The following is a 24,241-nucleotide window of genomic DNA, read 5'->3' on the forward strand; positions in this document are numbered from 1 at the left end:
ATGAAGAGGACGTCTGTTTTCGCGGCCGGCACTGCGGCCCTCGCGCTGGCCGCCTGTTCGTCGGTGCCGCGCAACACGGGCACCAGCTATGAATGCGACCGCGGAACCCGGCTGAAGGTCGATTATGTCGGCGATGGCGCGATCGTCCGCGTCAACGGCGGCCGCACGATGGTGCTCAAATCGACCCCGGCGAACCGCGGCCAGATTTACGAGAACAAGAGCGGCGCGCGGCTGCAACGAAACGGCAACGATGTGACGTGGAACACCGCGCTGCGTTCGGCGCCCGAACGCTGCCGCACCGTCCATACGCCGCTCTGACGCGACAAGGGGTCAGGGCCGGGCGGGCGCCTTGCAGCCGCGCTCGAGTCCGACGCCCTTGAGGAAACCCCGGCGTACCGTTCCGGCATAGACCGCAAGCGCATAGCGCCGCCGTTCGGCATTGGCGCCGGTGACCTCGCCGATCAGCCCGCGAAAGGGGATGATTCCGCCGGCGACGGTGCCGGCAACCCGGCCGGCAGTTTCCTCGCGCTTCTTGGCGCGATCCTTGTCGACCTGCTCATTGACGTCGGGACCAAGCACGGTGTTGAGTTCGTTCACCTCCGCGATGATCGCGGCGCATTTGCCGAGCCCCGCGAGCGAATAGGGATCTTCCTGAATTTCGAGCAGCTTGGGCGGCACCTCCTTGCCGTCGAAGGGTTCGGTCACCGAATTGGCCGTGCCCTCGATCGTCGACTCTTCGGGCGCGCCTTGCTGGGTGTGCGCCGCCGCGGTTCCGGCAAACAGGGTTGCCGCGAGAGCGAATAAGGCCTTGTTTCGCATGATCATATCATCCCCTATATTCTCGCAGATCCAACGCTCCCCTGACCTTTCGGCTCCCTCAGTCGCGCTATGCCGGGCGGCGCACGGTGATTTGAACCCAGGGGCCCTGCACCCCGTCATAGCCGCCGCCAAGACCCTCGGCGAGATCGAGCCAATCCCAGCGGGCGGCTTCGCGATAGACGGATTCGAGTTCTTCGCGTGTAAAATAGTTGAAATAGCGTCCGAAACGGTCTCGCCCCTCGCGTCCGCCACCCTTGTAGCTCGCGAAATGCAGGCCGCCAGGCTTCAGCGCGCGATGGATCCGCGCAAGCACGTCCGGAAGGTCGGCGCGCGGCACATGCAGCAGGCTGGCCGATGCCCAGATGGCGTCGTAGCGGCAGACGTCCGCGAGTTCGCCAAAACGCATCACCCGAACCGGTCTACCGACCTTGGCTTCGGCCTTGGCCGCGATTTCCGCCACGCCGTCGGTCGGGTCGACCGCAAAACCGCGCGCGATCATATGCGCCGCATCGCGCCCGCCGCCGCAGCCGAGTTCGAGAATCTCAGCTCCGGCGGGCAACCGGTCGAGGAAGCCATCGAGATGGCGCGACACGCCTGACGAACCCGATGCCGAATAGACCGGCGCTTCGGCGGCGTAGAAAGCCAGGGTCCGGGCGTCGTAGCCGCTCACCGCGTCGGCACGGGTTCGGCGCCGCTCCAGTCGTAAAAACCGCGGCCGGCCTTTTTGCCGACCCAGCCGGCGTCGACATATTGGACGAGCAAGGGCGCGGGGCGGAATTTCGGGTCGCCGGTGCCGCTGTAAAGCACGCGGATGATCTCGAGGCAGGTGTCGAGGCCGATGAAGTCGGCGAGCGTCAGCGGTCCCATCGGATGGTTGAGGCCGAGGCGGCAGCCGGTATCGATGTCCTGCATCGTCGCAACGCCCTCGCCGAGCGCGAAGACGGCTTCGTTGATCATCGGCATCAGCACGCGGTTGACGATGAAGCCCGGGGCGTCGTTGGCGTGGACGATTTCCTTGCCGAGGCCGCGGCCATAGGCTTCGACCGCGGCGAGCGTGTCGTCGCTCGTCGCGAGGCCGCGGATCAGTTCGATCAGCCCCATCACCGGCACCGGGTTGAAGAAGTGGACGCCGATGAAGCGCGCCGGGTCGGGCGCGGCCTGCGCGAGGCGGGTGATCGGGATCGAACTGGTGTTCGACGCGAGGATCGCGGTCGCCGAGAGATGCGGACCGACGCTGGCGAAGATCGCGCGCTTGATCTCCTCGCGCTCGGTCGCCGCCTCGATGACAAGGTCGGCGGGAGCGAAGGCGCTATGGTCGGCAACGGGGGTGATCCGGCCGAGCAATCCATCGGCGCCGGCCTGCGTCATCTTCTCCTTCGCCACTAGGCGGCCGAGCGCCTTGGCGATGCCCGCCTTGCCCGCTTCGGCGCGGGCGATGTCGATGTCGGAGAGGAGCACGTCATGACCGGCGCCCGCCGACACCTGCGCGATCCCTGCGCCCATCTGCCCCGCTCCGATAACGCCGACGATCATATCCTGCCCTTTCGCTGAAAATCCGCCCGTGGCCCTACGGCTTCGGGCAGGGGCGTCAAGAGAGCGCGTCAGGGGGCCGAGCGGAACTCGGTCGCTTCGGCGAGGATCAGCGCAAAGGCGGGGTCGGCGTCGTCCCACGTCGCAATCGGAGTCCAGCCGCCGGCGCGGAGCAGCAGGTTCGCGTCGCGAGGCCCATATTTATGGCTGTTCTCGCTGTGGATGGTCTCGCCCTTCGCCATATGATAGGCGCGGCCGTCGATCGTGAAATCCATGTCACACGCGGCGACGAGGTGCATTTCGATCCGCGCATGGACGTCGTCCCAGACCGCGCGGTGGCTGAAATTCTCCACCGCCATGTCGCCGCCGAGCTCGCGGTTGATCCGTTCGATGAGGTTGAGGTTGAACGCCGCGGTCACCCCCGCCGGATCGTCATAGGCGAGTTCGAGCACCTTGATGTCCTTGATCCGGTCGATGCCGATCAGCATCAGCGACCCGTCGCCGAGCGTTGCACGCCAGTGGCGCAAGAGGTCGATCGCGGTGCGCGCGACCATGTTGCCGATCGTCGAGCCCGGAAAAAAGCCGAGTTTCGGGAGCGGCCAGATTTCGCGCGGCAATTCGACCCGCTGGGTGAAATCGGCCTCGACCGGATAGATGGGGACCGCGGGGAAGCGCGCCGCGAGCGCCAGCGCGCTGTCGCGAAGGAAATCACCCGAAATATCGACCGGCACATAGGCGGCCGGATCGATCGCGTCGAGGAGCAGGGGCGTCTTGGTCGAGCTGCCCGATCCGAGTTCGACCACCGCGCGGCCGGGTCCGATCGCCGCGGCAATATCCGCCGCGTGGCGTGTCAGGAGGCCGGTTTCGCTGCGCGTCGGATAATATTCGGGGAGCGCGGTGATGTCCTCGAACAGCGCCGAGCCGGTCGCGTCGTAGAACCAGCGCGCGGGGATCGCCTTTTGCCGCTGCGCGAGGCCGGCGTGGACATCGGCGCGAAAGGCGATGTCGATGCCGGCATCATCGGCCGAAACCTGACGAAGATTGCGCACGACACCCATGGTCAAAAATCCTTCGCGAGACGCAGACCGGTGAATTGCCAGCGCTGGTGGGGGTAGAAGAAATTGCGATAGCTCGCGCGCATATGGCCGCGCGGGGTCGCGCAGCTGCCGCCGCGCAGGACGAACTGGCCGCTCATGAACTTGCCATTATATTCGCCGACCGCGCCCGGCGCGGCGCGGAAGCCGGGATAGGGGCGATAGGCGCTGCCGGTCCATTCCCACACGCTGCCGAACATCTGTTGCAGATCGGTGTCGTCTGCCGCGGGCGCCGGCTGGACAGGCCCGGCGGCATCGAGCTGCTGGCCGCCGTGGGGGTCGACGGGTGCGGCGGCCGCTTCCCATTCCTGCTCGGTCGGCAGGCGCGCGCCGGCCCAGCTCGCGAAGGCGTCGGCTTCGAAGAAGCTGATGTGCGTCACCGGCGCGGCGGGGTCGATCTCGCGCCAGCCCGACAGGGTGAAATATTCGCCGTCCCGCCAATAGGCGGGCGCCTCGACATCTTCGCCCCGCACCCACGCCCAGCCGTCGCTGAGCCAGAGCGCGGGGGTGTGATAGCCGCCGTCGGCGATGAATTGCTGCCATTCGCCGTTGCTGACCGGGCGGCTCGCGAGCGCGTGCGGGGTCAGCAGCACCTCGTGGCGCGGTCCTTCGCAGTCGAAGGCGAAGCCGTCGCCCGCATGGCCGACCGCGGCGACCCCTTCGGCGCCCTTCACCCATTTCATGGCGGAAAACGGCCGAACTTCACTCGCGATCGCCGCGTCCCACACCGCCGGGCCGAGCGGATTTTGCGCGAAAAGATGCTTGATGTCGGTGAGCAGCAATTCCTGATGCTGCTGCTCGTGATGGATGCCGAGCTCGACCAGCGCCAGCGCACTCGCCGGAAGGTCGGGCAGCGCGGTCTGCACCGCGGCATCGACATGCGCGCGCCAGACGCAAATTTCGTCGAGCGACGGGCGCGTCAGCAGACCGCGCCGCGGGCGCGCGTGGCGCGGCCCTTCCGCTTCGTAATAGCTATTGAAAAGATAGGGGTAGCGGGCGTCGAAGAGCGCATAGCCCGGCACATGGTCGCGCAGGACGAAGGTTTCGAAGAACCAGCTCGTGTGCGCGAGATGCCATTTGGCGGGCGAGGCGTCGGGCATCGACTGCGCGCTCGCATCGGCGTCGGAGAGGATGCTCGCGAGATCGAGCGAGAGGCGCCGCGTCGCGGCGAAGCGCCGGCTCAGCGCCTCGATCGGGTCGGAGCGGGTCGAAGCGTCGGTGCGGCTGACCATGTCGAAACAATCCCCTGGGGTGCGATTCGGTTTCGCGGTTCGTCGGATTATGGTTACGGCGCGCAGGATTGTCTAGAACATTTGGGGAACATGGTACGTCGCCTCCGCGAAGGCGGGGGCCGCCATCGGCCTTGCCCGGCGATGTTGCGTAAACCGGCAGCGGCCCCCGCCCGCGCGTGGGCGGCGAGCATCACCGCGTCGCGCCGGGTTTCCAGAGAATGTCGCCGCCCGCGGCGGCGTTGAGGTGGCGCGTGAGGACGAAAAGATGGTCCGACAGCCGGTTGAGATAAGCGAGCGCGAGCGGGTTGAGGTCGCGCCCCGCCCCCGCCGCCACGCCCGCGCGTTCGGCGCGGCGCGTCACCGCGCGCGCGAGGTGAAGGCGCGCGGCGGCTTCGGTGCCGCCGGGGAGAATGAAACTCCTGAGCGCGTCCAGCGCCGCGTTCATCGCGTCGATCTCGTCCTCCAACCGCGCGATCTGGCCCGGCACGATGCGCAACGCCATGTCGTGCGGGCCGAAGCCGAACTGGATGTCGGGCGGAGTCGCGAGGTCGGCGCCGAGGTCGAACAGCTCGTTCTGGATGCGCGACAGCATCGCGGCTTCGTCGCTCGCCGGATCGAGCGCAGCCGCCGCGATCCCGATCGCGCTGTTCGCTTCGTCGACGTCGCCGATCGCCGCCATCAGCGCATCGGACTTGGCGATGCGCGAACCGTCGACGAGGCCGGTGGTGCCGTCGTCGCCGGTGCGCGTGTAGATCTTGTTGAGCTTGACCATCGCCGGGCCTTAGCTTCCGGCAGCAAAAACGCCGATCAGCACGAGCAGGATGATGGTGATCGCCTGCCACTTCACGCGCGCCATCATCATCCTGTTCTGCATCACCTGATTTTCGCGGACGGTCCCGTCCTGCTGGGCTTTGTGCCCCTGCGAGAAATAGAAGAGCCCCCGCGCGAGCGAGAAGAGGACGAAGCCGGCGGCGATGACGACGCCAAGGACGAGCAGGATTTCCATGGCCCCTATTTAGGGCTTCTGGAGCGAATAGCCAGCAGGAAGCCGGTCGGCGGCGAGATCGGCGGCGAGCGCGCGGCCGTCGACGCCCGCTTCGCGCAGCGCCTTCAACGACGCCGCGGCGTCGCGCTTGGCGAGCCGCTTGCCGTCCGCGCCGCAGACGAGCGCGTGATGGCGATAGATCGGCACGACCAGGCCGAGCAGCGCCTGCAGCAGCCGGTGGACGTCGGTCGAGGCGATCAGGTCGGCGCCGCGGATCACATGCGTCACGCCTATCGCGGCATCGTCGAGCGTGCTCGCGAGATGATAGCTGGCGGGGGCGTCCTTGCGCGCCAGCACGATGTCGCCGTGCGCGGCGGGGTCGGCGGTGCGGAACCCCTGCCCGGCCTCTTCCCACGCAAGTTCGCCGGTTTCCGCGACCGCGCGCGCCATGTCGAGGCGCCAGCAATGCGGTTCGTCCGCCATGCGACGTTCGCGTGCCGCCGCGGACAGGCCGCGGCAGGTGCCGGGATAGATCGCGCCTGACGGTCCGTGTGGCGCCGACAGGCTCGCCGCGATGTCGGCGCGGGTGCAGAAGCAGGGATAAACGAGCCCGCGCCTCCGCAGATCGTCGAGCGCCGCGGCATAATCGCCGAGCCGGTTCGATTGGCGCACCACGTCACCGTCCCGGTCGAGCCCGAGCCATGCGAGGTCGGCGAGCGATGCGCCGACAAACGCCTCGCGCGAGCGGCTGCCGTCGATGTCGTCGATGCGGATGCGGAATTGCCCGCCCGCCGCGCGCGCGGCGGCGTGCGCGAGCACCGCGCTATAGGCATGACCCAAATGCAGGTCGCCGGTCGGGCTGGGGGCGAAACGCGTCAGCATTGCCCTTGCAATGAATCCATATGCTGTGCCGAGTCAAAGCGAATCATTCCATATCTTGCGGCAGATGCCCCCTTGACGTCAGAATCAGATAAGGCATGTAATGATGCTGTCACTCGGGAAAGGCAGTGGCGCGCCATCCCGCGCAGCATAGAGGGCAGCGTTAAAGAGCCATGTTCCATCCCGATCTTGCCCGGCATCCCGACAGCTGCCCGGCGCTCGTTCTCAACGCCGATTACACGCCGCTGAGCTATTATCCGCTGAGCCTCTGGCCCTGGCAGACCGCGGTCAAGGCGGTGTTTCTCGACCGCGTCACCATCGTCGAAAATTACGAGCGCGAGATTCATTCGCCGACGCGGACGATGCCGATCCCGAGCGTCATCGCGCTCCGCCAATATGTGAAGCCGTCGGAGCATCCGGCGTTCACGCGCTTCAACCTGTTCCTGCGCGACCGCTTCGCGTGCCAATATTGCGGGTCGGGCAAGGACCTGACCTTCGATCATGTCGTGCCGCGCCGGCTCGGCGGGCGGACGACGTGGGAAAATGTCGCGACCGCCTGCGCCCCTTGCAACCTCAAGAAAGGCGGCCGCACCCCGCAACAGGCGCATATGCCGCTCTATCGCCAGCCGTGGCGGCCGACGAGCTGGCAGCTGCAGGACAATGGCCGGGCGTTTCCGCCGAACTATCTGCACACGAGCTGGATCGACTGGCTTTATTGGGATGTCGAACTCGAAGGTTAGATGGTGTCGATTTAGCCACGTCGGCTTTGGGTTGGATCGACGACGTTTAGGAGTTGAGCTGTTTTCCCCTCCCGCAAGCGGGAGGGGCAGCGAGACTTACGAACTTTGTTCGTTAGTCGCAGCGGGGTGGGCAATCGCAACGTCGCTGCCCCACCCCCAACCCCTCCCGCTTGCGGGAGGGGAAAAGAACGGCCGCCACCGGCCGTTTTCAGCCCCTCGTCACCCCGGACTTGATCCGGGATCCATTCCTCCCGACGCCCGCGTGAATGGACCCCGGATCAAGTCCGGGGTGACGAGAAATGAAATGGCAGCAACCGGTCGAAAGCCGGCTTCCGTCTCCGGTTTGCGCGCTGTAGCTTTCGCTCGTGGACACGGTTTCAAGGAGACGAAAAATGGTTCGCGCGGTCTTTTTCGGACTTTCCGCTTTGTCGCTCGCCGCCTGCGCGACGATCCCGCCCGCCGAGCAGCCCGTGTCGGTCACCGGCAGCATCACCTATCGCGAGCGCATGGCACTGCCGCCGACGGCACAGATCGAAATCACCCTTGCTGACGTCAGCCTTGCCGATGCGCCGTCGACAACGATCGCGCGCCAGGCCTTCACCGCCGACGGGCGGCAGGTGCCCTTCGCCTTTTCGCTGACCGTCGACCAGCGCCGGCTCGACCAGCGCCACAGCTATGCGGTGTCGGCGCGGATCAGCGATGCGTCGGGCCGGCTGATGTTCATCACCGATACGCGCAATAGTGTTGCGTTCGACGGCGGCCGTGCGATTGATATGGGCATGTTGACCCTCGTCAAGACGAACTGATCTTATAGACGCATAGCTATGCGCGGCTTGACCCCGCACCTTCGCAAGTGCAGCAAGCGCGCTTATGGGCCCGCCTATCCAGATCTCGCAAAATCCCGACATCCGCTATCTCGGGCGGATCCTCGGCGACGTCATCCGCGCCTATGGCGGCGACAAATTGTTCCGCCAGACCGAATATATCCGCTCCTCGAGCGTCGACCGGCATCGCGGCATCGCGGGCGCCGAGGCGATCGATCCGGGGCTCGAGGCGCTGAGCCTCGACGACACGATCGCTTTCGTGCGCGGCTTCATGCTCTTCTCGATGCTCGCCAATCTGGCGGAGGACCGGCAGGGGGTCGCGGCCGAGCCCGAGGCGACCGTTGCGGCGGCGATCGAGAAGCTGAAGGACGGCGGGATCGATAGCGAGGCGGTCGCGGCGCTGCTCGGCGCCTCGCTGGTCGCGCCGGTGCTGACCGCGCATCCGACCGAGGTGCGGCGCAAGTCGGTGCTCGACCACAAGAACCGCGTCGCCGAGCTGATGGCGCTGCGCGACGCGGGGCTCGACGAGACGCCCGAGGGCGACGTGATCGAGGAAGCGATCCGCCGGCAGGTCGTTCTCCTCTGGCAGACGCGCCCGCTGCGCACCGAGAAATTGTTCGTCGCCGACGAAATCGACAATGCGCTGACCTATTTGCGCGACGTCTTCCTGCCCGTGGTGCCCAAGCTCTACGCACGATGGGAGAAGGAGCTGGGAACGCGCCCCGCGCCCTTCCTGCGCGTCGGCAGCTGGATCGGCGGCGACCGCGACGGCAATCCGTTCGTCACCGCCGAGACCTTGCATATGGCGACGTCGCGCAACGCCGCCGCGGTGCTCGGTCATTATATCGACCAGGTCCATGCGCTCGGCGCCGAGCTGTCGGTGTCGTCGAGCCTCGCGCCGGTGCCCGAAGCGGTCGAAGCCTTGGCCGAGGCGAGCGGCGACACTGCGCCGAGCCGCCGCGACGAACCCTATCGCCGCGCGCTGTCGGGCATCTATGCGCGGCTGTCGGCCACCTATGTTGCGATCACCGGCAAGGCGCCGCCGCGCCCCGCGGCGCTGAAGGGCGAAGCCTATGCGGCCCCGGCCGATTTCCGCCGCGACCTCGTCACCATCGCCGACGGGCTGGCGGCGAGCGGCAAGGGCCAGTTCGCGGGCATCGGCGCGCTCGGGCGGCTGATCCGCGCGGTCGAGGTGTTCGGTTTCCACCTCGCGACGCTCGACATGCGGCAGAATAGCGCGGTTCACGAACGCGTGCTCGCCGAGTTGTTCAAAGTGTCGGGGGTCGAGGCCGATTATCTGGCGCTGGACGAGGAGGCGCGCGTCGCGCTGTTGCGCAAGGAGCTTGGCGTGAACCGCCCGCTCGCCGCGCCGTGGCACGAATGGAGCGAGGAGACGGCGGGCGAACTCGCGATCGTCCACGCCGCCGCCGCGGTGCGCAAGCGGCTGGGCCCCGACGCGATCGTCCAGTGGATCATCAGCAAGGCCGAGAGCCTGTCGGACCTGCTCGAAGTCCATGTCCTTGCGGGCGAGGCGGGGCTGTGGTCGACCGAAGGCGACGATACGCTGATGGTCGTGCCGCTGTTCGAGACGATCGCCGACCTGAACGACGCGCCCGCGATCATGGCGCGTTACTTCGCGCTGCCCGAAATCGCGCCGCAGGTCGCCGCGCGCGGGCATCAGGAAGTGATGATCGGCTATTCGGATTCGAACAAGGACGGCGGCTATCTGACTTCGACCTGGGGGCTGCATCAGGCCTCCGCCGCGCTGACCCCGGTGTTCGAGGCGGCCGATACCGCGATGCAATTGTTCCACGGCCGCGGCGGCGCGGTCGGGCGCGGCGGCGGCAGCGCCTTTGCCGCGATCCGCGCGCAGCCCGCGGGCACGGTGCAGGGGCGCATCCGCATCACCGAACAGGGCGAGGTGATCGCCGCCAAATATGGCACGATCGAGAGCGCCGCGACCAATCTGGAAGCGATGGTGTCGGCGAGCCTGCTCGCGAGCCTCGAGCCCGAAGCGAAGAGCGACGCCGACAGCGCGCGCTTCGCCGAGGCGATGGACGCGCTGTCGGACACCGCGTTCGGCGCCTATCGCGGGCTCGTCTACGACACGGGCGCGTTCAAGGATTTCTTCCGCGCGATGACACCGATCGCCGAGATCGCGGGACTCAAGATCGGGTCGCGGCCGTCGAGCCGCACCAAGTCGAGCGCCATCGAGGATCTGCGCGCGATCCCCTGGGTGTTCAGCTGGGCGCAGGCGCGCACGATGCTTCCGGGCTGGTACGGGACGGGCGAGGCGTTCGCGGCGTTCGGCGACAAGGCGCTGCTGACCGACATGGCCGAAAGCTGGCCCTTCTTCGCCGCGCTGCTCGGCAATATGGAAATGGTGCTCGCGAAGTCCGACATGGGGATCGCGGCGCGCTATGCCGAGCTGGCGGGGCATATCGACGGGCACGCGGCGATCTTCACCGCGATCCGCGACGGGTGGAACCGCGCGCACGACGGTCTGCTCGACATCACCGGGCAGACGCGGCTGCTCGAGAAGAATCCGGCGCTCGAAGCGTCGATCCGATTGCGGCTGCCCTATATCGAGCCGCTCAACCTGCTGCAGATCGAGCTGATGAAGCGCCACCGCGCGGGCGAAACCGACCCGCGCATCGCCGAGGGCATCCAGCTGACGATCAACGCGATCGCGACGGCATTGAGGAACAGCGGCTGAACGGCCAATATTCGTCGCCCCCGCGAAGGCGGGGGCCGCTGGAGCGGTAGCGCAAGGCCGACGGCGGCCCCCGCCTTCGCGGGGGCGACGGTATTGGGCTCAGCCCTTGACGATCACCACTTCGCCCTTGGCGGTCGCGCCGTCGGGGGCGAAGCTGATGGTGAAGTCGTCGCCGTCCTTGTCCTTGCCCGCGAGCATATCGCCCGAGCGCGTGATCTTGACGCCCTTCTTCGCGAACTCGCCCGCCATCCAGTCGGCAGCGGCCTTCGGCGCGGCGGGTGAGGTGAAGCCGAGCTTGACCGTCGCCTTGTCGGCTCCGTTCCTGGCGTTCGCATCGACATCAACCTTGGTGACCTTGCTGTTTGGGTAGAGCTTGACCCCATCGATGTCGAAATCGCTTTCGATGTCGAGGTCGACGAAGTGGGGGACGTCGATGTTGATCGCGGCCCCTTCGCCGCCGATGCTGATCTTGCCGCCGTCCTTGCCGGCGCGGATCTTGACGCCGCCGCCGTCGCCTTCGGCGTTGATCGAGACTTCGGTCGCGTCGCCGGTCTTCTTCTCCTCCGACCCGCAGGCGGCGAGGAGCATCAGCGGGGGAATCAGGAACGCGAGACGCATGGCTCAATCTCCTTGGTGCATTAGTTATATAATACACCTTTGGATGGACCGAGTCAATTTTCCGTCGTCATGCTGAACTTGATTCAGCATCCATTCTTCCTCGCCCGCAAGGCAAGCGCCGAATGGATCCCGGATCAAGTCCGGGATGACGATGAAACGGGAGTCAAATCAGGCGTCGATGCTCGTCTTGAGGTCGCCGTGGACGAGGCCGCCGTCGACGGTGATCGTGTCGCCGACGACATAGTCGCCCGCCTTCGACGCGAGAAAGATCGCGGCGCCGGCCATGTCCTCGGGCACGCCGATGCGCTTGACCGGGATGCTTTTCGCGACCGCGTCGCCATGATCGCGCGCGGCCTTGTTCATGTCCGACTGGAAGGCGCCGGGCGCGATCGCGGTGACGATGATATGGTCCTGCACCAGCCGCGCCGCGAGGCGTTTGGTGAGGTAGAGGATCGCCGCCTTCGACGCGTGATAGCTGTAGGTTTCCCATGGATTGAGGCGCATCCCGTCGATCGAGCCGATGTTGATGACCTTCGCGGGGCGGTCGGCACTGCCGCCGGCCTTCAAGAGCCCGTGCAGCGCCTGCGTCAGGAAGAAGGGCGATTTGACGTTGATGTCCATCACCTTGTCCCAGCCCGCCTCGGGGAAGCCCTCGAACGGTTCGCCCCACGCGGCGCCGGCGTTGTTGACGAGAATGTCGAGCCGTTCCTCGCGCGCCTCAAGCTCCTTGGCGAGCGCGCGGCAGCCCTCGACGGTCGAGAGGTCGACGGGAAGCCCAATGACCTTGCCGGGGTAGCGCGTCTCGAAGTCGGCGACGGCTTCCTCGATCTGCGCCGTCTTGCGCGCCGAGATATAAACGCGCGCGCAGCCCGCGGCGAGATAGCCCTCGACGATCATCTTGCCGATACCGCGCGAGCCGCCGGTGACGAGTGCGATACGGCCGTCGAGGCCGAACATGTTCTGGAGGTTCATTTTCTTGCTCCTTTAAAGCCCCTCCCCTTCAGGGGAGGGGTTGGGGTGGGGGCTTGCGGCGTAGCGCAGGGCCGATGGCCCCCACCCCGCTCGACTAAGGCCCGGCTAACGCCGGACCAAGTCTCTCTGCCCCTCCCCTGAAGGGGAGGGGGTAGTCGATCAATAGCCGTTCATCCGGGCGACCTGATCGATGTGATAATGGACGTCGCCCATATACTCCGCCAGCGCGCGGTCGCGTTTCATATAGAGGCCGATGTCATATTCATCGGTCATGCCGATGCCGCCGTGCATCTGCACGCCTTCGCGCACCGCGAGGTTGGCGGCGCGGCCGGCCTTCGCCTTGGCGACCGAGACCATCAGCTTCGCGCCCTCGCTGCCTTCGTCCAAAAGCTGCTGCGCCTTCATCACCGTGGCGCGCGCGACTTCCATCTCGCCATAAAGATGCGCGGCGCGGTGCTGGAGGCCTTGGAACTCGCCGATCAGCTTGCCGAACTGCTTGCGTTCCTTGAGGTAGGTGACGGTCATGTCCATCGCGCCCTGCCCGACGCCGACCATTTCGGCGGCGGCGCCGGTGCGCGTCGCGGCGAGCAGCGCGTCGAGGATCTCGCCGCCCGCATCGACCTCGCCAATCACCGCGTCGGCGTCGACCTCGACGCCGTCGAGCGTGACGTGACTGGCGAGCGATGAGTCGACGAGGCGGCGCGGGTCGGCGGTGAGGCCCTTGGCATCCTTGGGCACCGCGAACAAAGTGATGCCGCCGTCGGTCTTCGCCGCGACGATGCTCATATCGGCGACATGGCCGTGGAGCACGAAGCTTTTCTTGCCATCGAGGCGGAAGCCGTTGCCCGCGCGCGTCGCGGTGGTGGCAATGCGGTCGGGGCGGTGCTTGGCGCCCTCGTCGATCGCGAGCGCGACGATCGCCTCGCCCGACGCAATCGCGGGGAGCCAGCGGCCCGCCTGCGTGCCGCCCGCTTTCGCCAGCGCGGCGACCGCGCCGACGCCGGTCGAGAGGAAAGGCGACGGAGTCAGGTTGCGGCCGATTTCCTCGAGCACGATGCCCGCTTCCATATGCCCCATGCCGAGCCCGCCGTGCGCCTCGGGCACGAGCATGCCGGGCAGGCCCATTTCGGTGAACTGCGCCCAGAGGTCGCGCGAAAAGCCGGTGGCGTCGGCGCTGTCGCGCAGTTTGCGCAGGTGCGAAACGGGCGCCTGTTCGGTCACGAAGGGGGCGACGCTGTCCTTGAGCATCGCCTGGTCGTCATTGTGATAGAGCGGCATATTTTCTCTCTCCAGTTCCCCTCCCGCAGGCGGGAGGGGTTAGGGGTGGGCCAGCGAACTCGCATCTGCCCACCCCGCTGCGGCTAGCGAACAAGTTCGCAAGCCTCGCTGCCCCTCCCGCCTGCGGGAGGGGAGAATGGTCAAGCCCCCGGCAAATCCAAAATCCGCTTGGCGATGACGTTGAGCATGACTTCGCTCGTCCCGCCTTCGATCGAATTGGCCTTGGTGCGCAGCCAGGTGCGCGCCCTTGCGCCGCCCTTGCTCTCTTCGCTGTCCCATTCGAGCGCGTCGCTGCCGCCGCCCGCCATGACGAGTTCGTGGCGGCGCTTGTTGAGTTCGGTGCCGACATATTTCATCATGTTCGACGACGCGGGATGCGCGCGGCCGGTCTTCCACATATCCATGAAACGCTCGCCCATCGCGCGATAGGCGAAGACATCGACGTCGAACGCCGCCATTTCGGCGCGCAATATCGGATCGTCGAGTTCGCCCGCCGCATTCTTTCCGAACGCCTTGGCAAAGGCGCCGCCGATGCTGACCATGTCGCCGCCCGCGCCGCCGCCCGAAATCATCTCGCGCTCGTGGCCCAAGAGATATTTGGCGACGTCCCAGCCGCGATTGACCTCGCCGACGAACTGCGTCTTCGGCACTTCGACATCGTCGAAGAAGGTTTCGCAGAAGGGCGAGTTGCCGCTGATCAGCAGGATCGGCTTGGTGGTGACGCCCTTGCTCTCCATGTCGAAGAGCATGAAGGTGATGCCCTGATATTTGTTCGCCTTGTCGGTGCGGACGAGGCAGAAGATCCAGTCGGCCTTGTCGGCGTAGCTGGTCCAGATCTTCGACCCGTTGACGACCCAGTGATCGCCCTTGTCCTCGCCGAAGGTCTGCAAAGACACGAGGTCGCTGCCCGAACCCGGTTCCGAATAGCCCTGGCACCAGCGGATTTCGCCGCGCGCGATCTGGGTGAGGTAATGGACCTTCTGCTCCTCGGTGCCGAATTTGAGCAGCGCGGGGCCGAGCATCCAGATGCCGAAGCTGTCGAGCGGCGAGCGCGCGTTGATGCGCTTCATTTCCTGGCGGAGAATCTTGGTCTCCTCGGGCGAGAGGCCAGCGCCGCCATAGGCCTTGGGCCAGTCGGGCACCGTATAGCCCTTCGCGACGCAGGCTTCGAGCCACGCTTTCTGGGCGTCGTTCTTGAACACCCATTTGCGGCCGCCCCAGCAGACGTCGCCCTCGTCGCGCACGGGTTCGCGCATTTCGGGGGGGCAATTGGCCTCCAGCCATTCGCGCACTTCGGTGCGGAACGCGTCCAGTTCGCTCATCCTTTTGGCTCCTCTTCTGCGGGCAAATCTACGTCCGCTTCGCTGCTTTACGCAAGCGTCAACTTGGCAGCGCGCACCTGCCGTTACGGCGCCGTAGCGTCGGATCGACCGCCGTTGACGCATCCCCTTTGGCGCCTAAGCTAAGTGGCAAAAGAAAACGGGAGAATGGGTCATGCGATTCGCAGGCAAGGTAGCGGTGGTCACGGGCGCGGCGTCGGGAATCGGCAAAGCCACGGTGCTGAAGCTGGCGGGCGAGGGCGCGCACGTCTTCGCCGCCGACATCGACGAGGCGGGCGGCAAGGCGCTTGCCGAACAATCGAACGGCAAGATCAGCTTCATCCGCTGCGACGTCACAATGCCGCCCGACATCGAGGCGCTGATGAACGCCGCGGCGGCGAAGGCGGGCGGGATCGACATCGTCTTCAACAATGCCGCCGCGGGCGGCGACCGCGCGCCGATCGACGAGATCAGTCCCGAAGGCTGGGACCGCACGATGGATCTGGTGCTGAAATCGGTCGCGATGGGCATCCGCTATGCCGCGCCGCACATGAAGCACCGCAAGGGCGCATCGATCGTCAATACCGCGAGCGTCGCGGCATTGGGTGCGGGCTATTCGCCGATCGCCTATGCGGTTGCGAAGGCGGGCGTGCTCCATCTCTCCAAGGTCGCGGCGACCGACCTCGCCCAATATGGCATCCGCGTGAACGCGATCTGCCCCGGCTTCATCAACACCAATATCTTCACCGCCTCGCTCGAAGTTCCGGGCGAGCTCAAGGCGCAGGCGAATGCGGCGATCGCCGAGATGAGCGCGAACGCGCAGCCCGTCGCGCGCGGCGGCCAGCCCGAGGACATCGCCAACGCCGTCGCCTATCTCGCGAGCGAGGAGTCGAGCTTCATGACGGGCACGCACCTGCTCGTCGACGGCGGGCTGACGATCGGCCAGCGCCATGCGTGGGACAAGGAAACGCCGGGCATGTTCGACGCCCTGCTCGCGATGGAGGAAGCGGCGAAAGCCGGAGCCGCCGCGTGAGCGCGGCGGCGACGCCCGTCCCGGCGCCCGAGCGGCTGCCGATCGGGCTCAAGCTGATGCACGGGCTCGGCAGCATCGCCTATGGCGTCAAGGAGAATGGTTTTTCGACCTTCCTGCTGCTTTTCTACAATCAGGTGATCGGGCTCGATGCCGGCATCGTCGGCACCGCGATCATGGTGGCGCTGATTTTCGACGCCTTTGTCGATCCGGTGATCGGCGAGCTGACCGACCGCACGCGCAGCCGCTGGGGCCGCCGCCTGCCGTGGCTCTATGCCGCCCCCTTCCCGCTCGCGCTTGCGTGGATGGCGCTGTGGAGTCCGCCCGAAATGAGCGATGCGGCGACCGTCGCCTGGCTGATCGGCTTCGCGATCGTCGTGCGCGCGCTGGTGTCGATGTGCGAAGTGCCGTCGGTGGCGATCGTCCCCGAACTCACCGCCGATTACGACGAGCGCACGGTGGTGATGCGCTATCGCTTCCTGTTCGGCTGGGGCGGCGGACTGCTCATCCTGTTCCTCGCCTATGGCGTCTTTTTCGGCGGATCGAAGGGACTGGTCGATCCGGCGGGCTATTTCCCCTATGCGCTGACCGGTGCGCTCGTCATGCTCGGCGCGGTGCTGATCTCGGCGGCGGGGCAGCACAAGCGGATCGCGGTGTCGAACCTCGACGACGCCAAGCCGTCGGCGAGCCTCGCGCACATCCTGCGCGACATGCGCGACACGCTGTCGAACCGCGCTTTCCTGTGGCTGGTGTTCGCGGCGCTGTTCGGCTTCGTCAATCAGGGCATCACCTTTTCGATGACCAACTATCTGCTCGGCTTTTTCTGGCAGCTGACGCAGGGCGAAATGATCGGTTACGTCCTGATGCTGTTCGGGACGATGATCGCGGCCTTCATCCTCGTCGCCCCGCTCGCCGCGCGGCTCGGCAAGCGCGACGGCGCGATCCTTGCGGGCACGGTCGCGCTGCTCGTCAACAGCGGCATCTATTTCGCGTGGATCGAGGGCATCTTTCCCGGCCTGCCCGGCAAGCCGAGCGTCGCGACGATGTTCGCGCTGGTGTTCGTGTCGAACACTTTCTCGATCATGCTGATGATCCTGTCGTCGTCGATGATGGCCGACGTCGTCGAGGCGTCGCAGAGCGAGACCGGACGCCGCTCCGAAGGGCTGTTCTTCGCGGGCTATTTCTTCATGCAGAAATGCGCGACGGGCATCGGCATCTTCGTCGCGGGACTGATTCTCTCCTTCGCGGCCTTTCCGGCGAATGCGAAGCCGGGCGAGGTCGGCGCGGGCGTGCTCGGCAATCTCGCGCTCGGCTACGCGCTCGCGGTGCTGGTCATCGGCGCGGCGGGGCTGCTCGTGATGCGCCGCTTTCCGATTTCGCGCGCCGACCATGAAGCGCGGCTGGCCTTGCTCGACGATGCCGCGCGCGGCGAACCCGACGCCACGGGCGCGCATCCCTGAGCGAAAACTGCGCGCCATGACCAAATGAGGTAATTTTCGGGCCGCAGGACTTGGCAAGGCCGGCGAATCGGTCCAAAGGTTTACGTGAACGTAAAGGGAAGGATGCGGAGATGGATTTCGACCTCACCGACCGGCAGGTCTATTGGCGCGACCGGGTGCGCGATTTCATCGAACGCAAGGTGCGCCCCGCCGTCCCGACCTATTACGAACAGGACAAGGCGGGCGACCGCTGGAAGGTGATCCAGATCGTCGAGGATCTGAAGGCCGAGGCGAAGGAAGCCGGCATCTGGAACCTGTTCATGCCGCCGCGCAGCGCCGCGCATCACCATGTCGACGAGACGTTCGAGTTCGAGGGGCCGGGTCTCACCAACCTCGAATATGCGCTGTGCGCCGAGGAGATGGGGCGCGTCGGCTTCGCGAGCGAGGTGTTCAACTGCTCGGCGCCCGACACCGGCAATATGGAAGTCTTCCACCGTTACGGGACGCGTGCGCAGAAGGAGAAATATCTCGGCCGGCTGATGAACGGCGAGATCCGCTCGGCGTTCCTGATGACCGAGCCCCGCGTCGCCTCGTCCGACGCGACGAATATCGAGACGCGCATCGAGCGCGACGGCGACGATTATGTGATCAACGGCCGCAAATGGTGGTCGTCGGGCGCGGGCGATCCGCGCTGCGAGGTCGCGATCGTGATGGGCAAGACCGATTTCGCCGCGAAGCGCCACGCGCAGCAGTCGATGGTGCTGATGCCGCTGAACGCCCCCGGCGTGACCATCCTGCGCCACCTGCCCGTCTTCGGCTATGACGACGCGCCGCACGGCCATATGGAAATCGAGCTGAAGGACGTGCGCGTCAACGCCGAGGAGGCGATGCTGCTCGGCGAAGGGCGCGGCTTCGAGATCGCGCAGGGGCGCCTCGGGCCCGGCCGCATCCACCATTGCATGCGCACGATCGGCGTGGCGGAAGAAGCGATCGCCAAGATGGCGAAGCGGCTCCAGTCGCGCGTGGCGTTCGGCAAGAAGGTCGCCGAATATAGCATCTGGGAGCACCGCCTCGCGCGGGCGCGCATCGACATCGAGATGACTCGCCTGCTGTGCCTCAAGGCCGCCGACATGATGGACAAGGTCGGCAACAAGACCGCGGCGGCCGAGATCGCGATGATCAAGGTGCAGGCGCCGAACATGGCGCTCAAGATCATCGACGATGCGATCCAGGCGCATGGCGGCGCCGGCGTGTCCGAGGATTTCGGGCTCGCCAAGGCCTATGCGCATCAACGGACCTTGCGTCTCGCCGACGGGCCCGACGAGGTTCACGAGCGCGCGATCGCGCGCATCGAGTTCGCCAAGCATAGCGAAGCGAGCGATCCCGGCTTTTCGTCGGGCGACGTCGGGGTATCACGTTAGCTCCCCTCCCGCTTGCGGGAGGGGCCGGGGGAGGGCCTGTTCCGCTTCGTATTTAACATTCCCTCCCCTAGCCCCTCCCGCAGGCGGGAGGGGGACCAAATGGAGAGCATGAATGACCAAAGCCGCGATCCTGATCGAGCCGGGCAAGCCGCTGTCCGTCGAGGACGTCGTCGTTGCCGACTGCGGCCCGCACGAGGTGCGCATCCGCACTGCCGCGTGCGGGCTCTGCCATTCGGACCTGCATTTCATCGACGGCGCCTATCCGCATCCTCTGCCCGCGATCCCCGGCCATGAGGCCGCGGGCATCGTCGAGGCGGTCGGCAGCGAAGTGCGCACGGTGAAGGTCGGCGACGCGGTCGTGACCTGCCTCAGCGCCTTCTGCGGCCACTGCGAGTTCTGCGTCAGCGGCCGCATGTCGCTGTGCATGGGCGGCGACACGCGGCGCCCCGTCGGATCAGCGCCGCGCATCACGCGCCCTGACGGGTCGCCGGTAAACCAGATGCTCAACCTGTCGGCTTTTTCCGAGACGATGCTCGTCCACGAACATGCGTGCGTCGCGATCGATCCCGACATGCCGCTCGACCGCGCCGCCGTCATCGGCTGCGCGGTGACGACGGGTGCGGGGACGATCTTCAACGCGTGCAAGGTGACGCCGGGCGAGACGGTCGCGGTCGTCGGCTGCGGCGGCGTGGGGCTCGCGACGATCAACGCGGCGAAGATTGCGGGCGCGGGGCGCATCATCGCCGCCGACCCGGTGCCCGAGAAGCGCGAACTCGCGAAGAAGCTCGGCGCCACCGACGTCGTCGACGCGCTCGCCGACGATGCCGCGAAGCAGATCGTCGAAATCTCGAAGGGCGGCGTCGATCACGCGATCGAGGCCGTGGGCCGCCCCGCCTCCGCGAGCCTCGCGGTCGCCTCGCTGCGCCGCGGCGGCACCGCGACGATCCTCGGCATGATGCCGCTTAGCGAGAAAGTCGGACTCGGCGCGATGGACCTGCTTTCGGGCAAGAAATTGCAGGGCGCGATCATGGGGGGCAACCGCTTCCCGGTCGACATTCCGCGCCTCGTCGATTTCTACCTGCGCGGGCTGCTCGACCTCGACAGCATCGTCGCCGAGACGATCCCGCTCGCCAGGGTCAACGAAGGGTTCGACAAGATGAGGAAAGGCGACGCCGCGCGGTCGGTGATCGTGTTCGACCAGTGATCGTCGGGCACATCTCATCCCCCCTCCTCTTCAGAGGAGGGGCAGCGAAACTTGCGAGCTTGCTCGCTAGTTGCAGCGGGGTGGTGAACCGAACCGTCGCTGCACCACCCCAAACCCCTCCTCTTAAGAGGAGGGGCTTATGACTTTGGACGCGCAGAAAGCGTTCAGCGGCACCGTCGCGCCCGAGGGCGCCGACCTGCTCGACGAGGCGAAGCTGACCGCGTGGATGGAAGCGAATGTCGAGGGCTTCGAGGGTCCGCTGACGCAGAGCAAGTTCGCCGGCGGCCAGTCGAACCCGACGTACAAGATTTCGGCGCCGTCCGGAAACTATGTGCTCCGCCGCAAGCCCTTCGGCCCGCTGCTGCCCTCGGCGCATGCCGTCGACCGCGAGTATAAGGTGCAGGCGGGGCTGCATAAAATGGGCTTCCCGGTCGCGCGCCAGTACGGGCTTTGCACCGATGACTCGGTGGTCGGCAGTTGGTTCTATGTGATGGGCATGGTCGACGGCCACACGATCTGGGACGGCGCGATGCCGGGGTCGACCCCCGACAATCGCCGCGCGACCTATGACGCGATGATCGACACGCTCGCCGCGCTGCACAGCATCGATGTCGAGGCGGCGGGGCTGGCGGATTTCGGCAAGCCCGGCAATTATTTCGGGCGGCAGGTCGATCGCTGGACGAAACAGTATAAGCTCTCCGAGACCGAGACGATGGACGAGATGGAGCGGCTGATCGCGTTCCTTCCCGCGACGCTGCCCGAGCAGACGCGGACCAGCGTCGTCCACGGCGATTACCGCATCGACAATATGATCTTCGCGAAGGACCGACCGGAAGTGCTCGCGGTGCTCGACTGGGAATTGTCGACATTGGGCGATCCGCTCGCCGATTTCACCTATGTGGCGATGGCGTGGGTCACCGAAAATGGCGGACGCTCGGGGGTGATGGACCTCGACCGCAAAGCACTCGGCATCCCCGAACTGGACGAAGTCGTCGAACGCTATTGCGCGGCGACGGGCCGCGACGGCGTGCCCGACATGAACTGGTATTTCGCCTATAATTTCTTCCGTCTCGCCGGGATCATGCAGGGGATCAAGAAGCGCGTCATCGACGGCACCGCCTCGTCCGCCCATGCCAAGGCGATGTCCGAACGCGTCCGCCCGCTTGCCGAAAAGGCATGGGACTTTGCACGAAAGGCCGGCGCATGAGCCTGTTCGACATGACCGGCCAGGTCGCGCTGATCACCGGATCGTCGCGCGGCATCGGAAAAGCCACGGCGGAGGCGATGGCCGAGCAGGGCGCGAAGGTCGTGATTTCGAGCCGCAAGCAGGATGCGTGCGATGCGACCGCGGGCGAGATCAACGCGAAGTTCGGCGACGGCACCGCGATTTCGGTCGCCGCCAACATCTCGTCGAAGGACGACCTCCAGAACCTCGTGAACGAGACGCGCGCCGCCTTCGGCAAGATCACCGCGCTCGTCTGCAACGCCGCGTCGAACCCCTATTACGGCCCGGGCCTCGGGATCAGCGACGATCAGTTCCGCAAGATCATGGACAATAATATCCTGTCCAACCACTGGCTGATCACGATGGTCGCGCCCGAAATGCTCGAACGCGGCGAAGGGTCGATCACGATCATCAGCTCGATCGGCGGGCTGAAAGGATCGCCGATTATCGGCGCTTACGGCATTTCGAAAGCGGCCGACATGCAGGTCGCGCGCAATTTCTCGGTCGAATTCGGGCCGCGCGGCGTGCGCGTCAACTGCATCGCGCCGGGGCTGGTGCGCACCGACATGGCGCGCGCCTTGTGGGAAAATCCCGAAAACCTCAAACGATCGACCGCCGCCTCGACCCTGAAGCGGATCGGCGAGCCGCACGAGATCGCGGGCGCCGCGGTCTTCCTCGCCAGCAAGGCGGGAGCATTCACCACCGGCCAGACCATCGTCTGCGATGGCGGGGCCACGATTTCGGGAGGCGCATGATGGGCGCATTGGACGGCAAGGTTGCGATCATCACGGGCGCGGGCAGCGGCATCGGCCGCGCGAGCGCGCTGCGCTTCGCCGCCGAGGGCGCAAAGCTCGTCATCGGCGACAAGACGGCGGCGGTGCATGAGACCGCGAAGCTGGTGAAGGATGCGGGCGGCGAGGTCGTCGCGCTGGAGATCGACGCGGGCGTCGAGGTCGACGTCGCGTCGCTCGTTGCAGCGGCCAAGGACAATTTCGGCGGCCTCGACGTCGCCTTCGCCAACGCCGGGATCATCGGCGACATGGGCGGCATCTTCGATTTCGACCCCGCGGCATGGGCCGAGACGCTGCGCGTCAATTTGATCGGTCCCGCGCTGATGGTGAAGCATGCCGGCAAGGCGATGGTCGATCAGGGGCGCGGCGGCGCGATCGTGCTGACCGCGAGCGTCGCGGGGATCAATTCGGGCGCGGGTCCGGGCGCTTATTCGGCGTCGAAGGCGGGCGTCATCAACCTCGCCAAGGTCGCGGCGCAGCAACTCTCGACCAGCGGCGTGCGCGTCAATGCCGTGTGTCCCGGCCTCACCGAAACGGGGATGACCAAGCCGACCTTCGACTATGCGCGCGCCAAGGAGGTGACGCACAAACTCGGCCAATTGAACCCGCTGCGCCGCGCGGCGCAGCCCGAGGAGCTCGCCAATGTCGCGCTCTTCCTTGCCAGCGATCAGGCGAGCTATGTCAACGGACAGGCGATCGCGGTCGATGGCGGCCTCACCAGCTCGCACCCGGTGACGCGCCAGCTGCTCGGCCAGACGTCGCACTGAGGGTGGCTCGCAGATGATGCGCTTCGGTATACGCTGCGTGTCCCCGCGAAGGCGGGGACCCATCTCCGGCCGGTTCAAACTGGCACTATCCGGTGATGGGCACCCGCCTTCGCGGGTGCGCACGGCTTTTTCAGTTTGGAACTAATCTCATGACTCACGGCTTCGACACCACACGGCTCGACCGCATTCCCGCTTTCCTCAAGGCCAAATATGTCGAAACCGGCCGCCTGCCGCACGCGGCGACGCTCGTGTCGCGGCGCGGCGAGATCGCGCACCGGTCGATCATCGGCGAAGCGCGGCCGGGCGAAGCGCTGAAGGAAGATGCGATCTTCCGCATCGCGAGCATGACCAAGCCGGTCACCAGCATCGCCTTCATGATGCTGGTCGAGGAAGGCAAGGTCGCGCTGTCCGACCCGCTGGTCAAATTCTGCCCCGAGTTCAAGGACACCGGCGTCTTCGTCGCGGGCGGCGGCAACGTCCCCTTCCTGACGCGGCCGCCGACGCAGCCGATCCGCATGGTCGACCTGCTGCGCCACACCGCCGGCCTGACCTATGGCTTTCAGGAGCGCACGCCGGTCGACGCGGCGTACCGCAAGGCGCGGATCGACGATTTCGACGCCGATTATACGATGGACAGTTTCATCGCCGACCTCGCGAAAATCCCGCTGCAGTTCGACCCCGGCGCGCACTGGAATTATTCGATGGCGACCGACGTGCTCGGCGCGGTGATCGAGCGGATCGCGGGCAAGCCGTTCGGCGAAGTGTTGCAGGAACGCATCTTTGGCCCGCTCGGCATGGTCGACACGGGCTTCAAGGTGCCCGCCGAGCAGCAGCACCGGCTGACCGACGCCTATGCCTTTCACCCCCGAGACAAGATGCAGGGTTTCGACGAAGGCGCGCGCAGCCGCTGGGCGAAGGAGCGCAGCTTTCATTCGGGCGGCGGCGGGCTCGCCTCGACACTCGACGATTATCACCGCTTCTGCCTGATGCTGCTCGGCGGCGGCAAATTGGGCGATGTGCGGATCATCAGCCGCAAGACGCTCGATCTGATGACCTCGAACCATCTTCCCGGCGGCGGCGATTTGACCCAGCACAGCGTCGGCATTTTTTCCGAGGACGAAAATGCCGGGGTCGGCTTCGGACTCGGCTTCGCGGTCACGCTCGACCCGGCGCGTGCGGGCATTCCCGGCTCGGCGGGCGACTTTTACTGGGGCGGCATGTTCTCGACCGGTTTCTTCGTCGATCCGGTCGAAGATATCTGCATGGTCTTCATGACCCAGCTCATGCCCTCTTCCACCTATCCCGTGCGGCGCGAGGTCAAGACGCTTGTCCACGCCGCGCTCGACGATTGAAATGCA

The 24,241-nt window shown here is 66.3% G+C and carries 24 protein-coding genes; 12 read left to right on the plus strand and 12 right to left on the minus strand.

Annotation, left to right across the window (positions count from 1 at the left end; translation table 11 throughout):
* Positions 1-318, plus strand: coding sequence for an MliC family protein (locus QZL87_RS16900; RefSeq protein WP_295321561.1), 318 nt, complete (start codon positions 1-3; stop codon positions 316-318).
* Positions 319-330: 12 nt separating this feature from the next.
* Here the strand turns inward: QZL87_RS16900 and QZL87_RS16905 are convergent, their stop codons facing one another.
* The 8 genes from QZL87_RS16905 to gluQRS all read right to left on the minus strand — a co-directional run bounded on the left by QZL87_RS16905 (position 331) and on the right by gluQRS (position 6,542).
* Positions 331-825 (minus strand): hypothetical protein, encoded by a 495-nt coding sequence (locus QZL87_RS16905; RefSeq protein ID WP_295321562.1) that lies wholly within the window; start codon positions 823-825, stop codon positions 331-333.
* 61 nt (positions 826-886) lie between these two features.
* Positions 887-1,489 (minus strand): class I SAM-dependent methyltransferase, encoded by a 603-nt coding sequence (locus QZL87_RS16910; protein ID WP_295321563.1) that lies wholly within the window; start codon positions 1,487-1,489, stop codon positions 887-889.
* Positions 1,486-2,352 (minus strand): 3-hydroxyacyl-CoA dehydrogenase NAD-binding domain-containing protein, encoded by an 867-nt coding sequence (locus tag QZL87_RS16915; RefSeq protein WP_295321564.1) that lies wholly within the window; start codon positions 2,350-2,352, stop codon positions 1,486-1,488. The genes QZL87_RS16910 and QZL87_RS16915 overlap by 4 nt, the downstream gene beginning before the upstream one ends.
* A gap of 68 nt (positions 2,353-2,420) precedes the next feature.
* Positions 2,421-3,407, minus strand: a complete 987-nt coding sequence (gene egtD / locus QZL87_RS16920; RefSeq protein WP_295321565.1) for an L-histidine N(alpha)-methyltransferase — start codon at positions 3,405-3,407, stop codon at positions 2,421-2,423.
* A gap of 2 nt (positions 3,408-3,409) precedes the next feature.
* The gene (gene egtB / locus QZL87_RS16925; protein ID WP_295321566.1) at positions 3,410-4,675 is read right to left on the minus strand and encodes an ergothioneine biosynthesis protein EgtB; all 1,266 of its coding nucleotides are present in this window, start codon (positions 4,673-4,675) and stop codon (positions 3,410-3,412) included.
* 190 nt (positions 4,676-4,865) lie between these two features.
* On the minus strand, positions 4,866-5,447 hold the full coding sequence (locus QZL87_RS16930; RefSeq protein ID WP_295321567.1) for a cob(I)yrinic acid a,c-diamide adenosyltransferase: 582 nt from the start codon (positions 5,445-5,447) through the stop codon (positions 4,866-4,868).
* Between the two features lie 9 nt (positions 5,448-5,456).
* Positions 5,457-5,681 carry an HIG1 domain-containing protein gene (locus QZL87_RS16935; RefSeq protein ID WP_295321568.1) on the minus strand — a complete coding sequence of 75 codons (225 nt, stop codon included), beginning with the start codon at positions 5,679-5,681 and terminating at the stop codon, positions 5,457-5,459.
* 9 nt (positions 5,682-5,690) lie between these two features.
* Positions 5,691-6,542 (minus strand): tRNA glutamyl-Q(34) synthetase GluQRS, encoded by an 852-nt coding sequence (gene gluQRS, locus QZL87_RS16940; RefSeq protein WP_295321569.1) that lies wholly within the window; start codon positions 6,540-6,542, stop codon positions 5,691-5,693.
* Positions 6,543-6,712: 170 nt separating this feature from the next.
* On the opposite strand from gluQRS, the gene QZL87_RS16945 reads away from it, so the two are divergent.
* The 3 genes from QZL87_RS16945 (at position 6,713) to ppc (ending at position 10,819) form a co-directional block, all read left to right on the plus strand.
* Positions 6,713-7,279, plus strand: a complete 567-nt coding sequence (locus QZL87_RS16945) for an HNH endonuclease (RefSeq protein WP_037553138.1) — start codon at positions 6,713-6,715, stop codon at positions 7,277-7,279.
* 392 nt (positions 7,280-7,671) lie between these two features.
* Positions 7,672-8,085 carry a YbaY family lipoprotein gene (locus QZL87_RS16950; protein WP_295321570.1) on the plus strand — a complete coding sequence of 138 codons (414 nt, stop codon included), beginning with the start codon at positions 7,672-7,674 and terminating at the stop codon, positions 8,083-8,085.
* Positions 8,086-8,149: 64 nt separating this feature from the next.
* Positions 8,150-10,819, plus strand: coding sequence for a phosphoenolpyruvate carboxylase (gene ppc, locus QZL87_RS16955; protein ID WP_295321571.1), 2,670 nt, complete (start codon positions 8,150-8,152; stop codon positions 10,817-10,819).
* Positions 10,820-10,918: 99 nt separating this feature from the next.
* Here the strand turns inward: ppc and QZL87_RS16960 are convergent, their stop codons facing one another.
* The 4 genes from QZL87_RS16960 to QZL87_RS16975 all read right to left on the minus strand — a co-directional run bounded on the left by QZL87_RS16960 (position 10,919) and on the right by QZL87_RS16975 (position 15,009).
* Positions 10,919-11,437: a hypothetical protein gene (locus QZL87_RS16960; RefSeq protein WP_295321572.1), complete on the minus strand. Its 519-nt coding sequence runs from the start codon at positions 11,435-11,437 to the stop codon at positions 10,919-10,921.
* 168 nt (positions 11,438-11,605) lie between these two features.
* The gene (locus QZL87_RS16965) at positions 11,606-12,409 is read right to left on the minus strand and encodes an SDR family oxidoreductase (protein WP_295321573.1); all 804 of its coding nucleotides are present in this window, start codon (positions 12,407-12,409) and stop codon (positions 11,606-11,608) included.
* A 159-nt stretch (positions 12,410-12,568) separates the two neighbouring features.
* On the minus strand, positions 12,569-13,687 hold the full coding sequence (locus QZL87_RS16970; protein ID WP_295321574.1) for an acyl-CoA dehydrogenase family protein: 1,119 nt from the start codon (positions 13,685-13,687) through the stop codon (positions 12,569-12,571).
* Positions 13,688-13,827: 140 nt separating this feature from the next.
* Entirely contained in the window at positions 13,828-15,009 is a 1,182-nt protein-coding gene (locus tag QZL87_RS16975; RefSeq protein WP_295321575.1) for an acyl-CoA dehydrogenase family protein, read from the minus strand.
* Positions 15,010-15,181: 172 nt separating this feature from the next.
* Here QZL87_RS16975 and QZL87_RS16980 point away from each other — a divergent pair, with 172 nt between their 5' ends.
* The 8 genes from QZL87_RS16980 to QZL87_RS17015 all read left to right on the plus strand — a co-directional run bounded on the left by QZL87_RS16980 (position 15,182) and on the right by QZL87_RS17015 (position 24,235).
* Complete coding sequence (locus tag QZL87_RS16980; protein ID WP_295321576.1) at positions 15,182-16,039, plus strand: SDR family oxidoreductase; 858 nt, start codon at positions 15,182-15,184, stop codon at positions 16,037-16,039.
* The gene (locus tag QZL87_RS16985) at positions 16,036-17,496 is read left to right on the plus strand and encodes an MFS transporter (RefSeq protein ID WP_295321577.1); all 1,461 of its coding nucleotides are present in this window, start codon (positions 16,036-16,038) and stop codon (positions 17,494-17,496) included. The genes QZL87_RS16980 and QZL87_RS16985 overlap by 4 nt, the downstream gene beginning before the upstream one ends.
* Before the next feature lie 110 nt (positions 17,497-17,606).
* Positions 17,607-18,896, plus strand: coding sequence for an acyl-CoA dehydrogenase family protein (locus QZL87_RS16990; RefSeq protein WP_295321578.1), 1,290 nt, complete (start codon positions 17,607-17,609; stop codon positions 18,894-18,896).
* A gap of 112 nt (positions 18,897-19,008) precedes the next feature.
* A complete protein-coding gene (locus tag QZL87_RS16995) occupies positions 19,009-20,100 on the plus strand; it encodes a Zn-dependent alcohol dehydrogenase (protein WP_295321579.1) in 1,092 nt (363 codons plus the stop codon).
* Between the two features lie 139 nt (positions 20,101-20,239).
* Positions 20,240-21,307, plus strand: a complete 1,068-nt coding sequence (locus QZL87_RS17000; RefSeq protein WP_295321580.1) for a phosphotransferase family protein — start codon at positions 20,240-20,242, stop codon at positions 21,305-21,307.
* The gene (locus QZL87_RS17005) at positions 21,304-22,080 is read left to right on the plus strand and encodes an SDR family oxidoreductase (RefSeq protein WP_295321581.1); all 777 of its coding nucleotides are present in this window, start codon (positions 21,304-21,306) and stop codon (positions 22,078-22,080) included. The genes QZL87_RS17000 and QZL87_RS17005 overlap by 4 nt, the downstream gene beginning before the upstream one ends.
* On the plus strand, positions 22,080-22,883 hold the full coding sequence (locus QZL87_RS17010) for an SDR family NAD(P)-dependent oxidoreductase (protein WP_295327000.1): 804 nt from the start codon (positions 22,080-22,082) through the stop codon (positions 22,881-22,883). Before QZL87_RS17005 ends, QZL87_RS17010 begins: the two co-directional genes overlap by 1 nt.
* A 149-nt stretch (positions 22,884-23,032) precedes the next feature.
* Positions 23,033-24,235, plus strand: a complete 1,203-nt coding sequence (locus QZL87_RS17015; RefSeq protein WP_295321582.1) for a serine hydrolase domain-containing protein — start codon at positions 23,033-23,035, stop codon at positions 24,233-24,235.
* Positions 24,236-24,241: the final 6 nt, after the last annotated feature.

The organism is uncultured Sphingopyxis sp. (assembly GCF_900078365.1).
GTDB lineage: Bacteria > Pseudomonadota > Alphaproteobacteria > Sphingomonadales > Sphingomonadaceae > Sphingopyxis.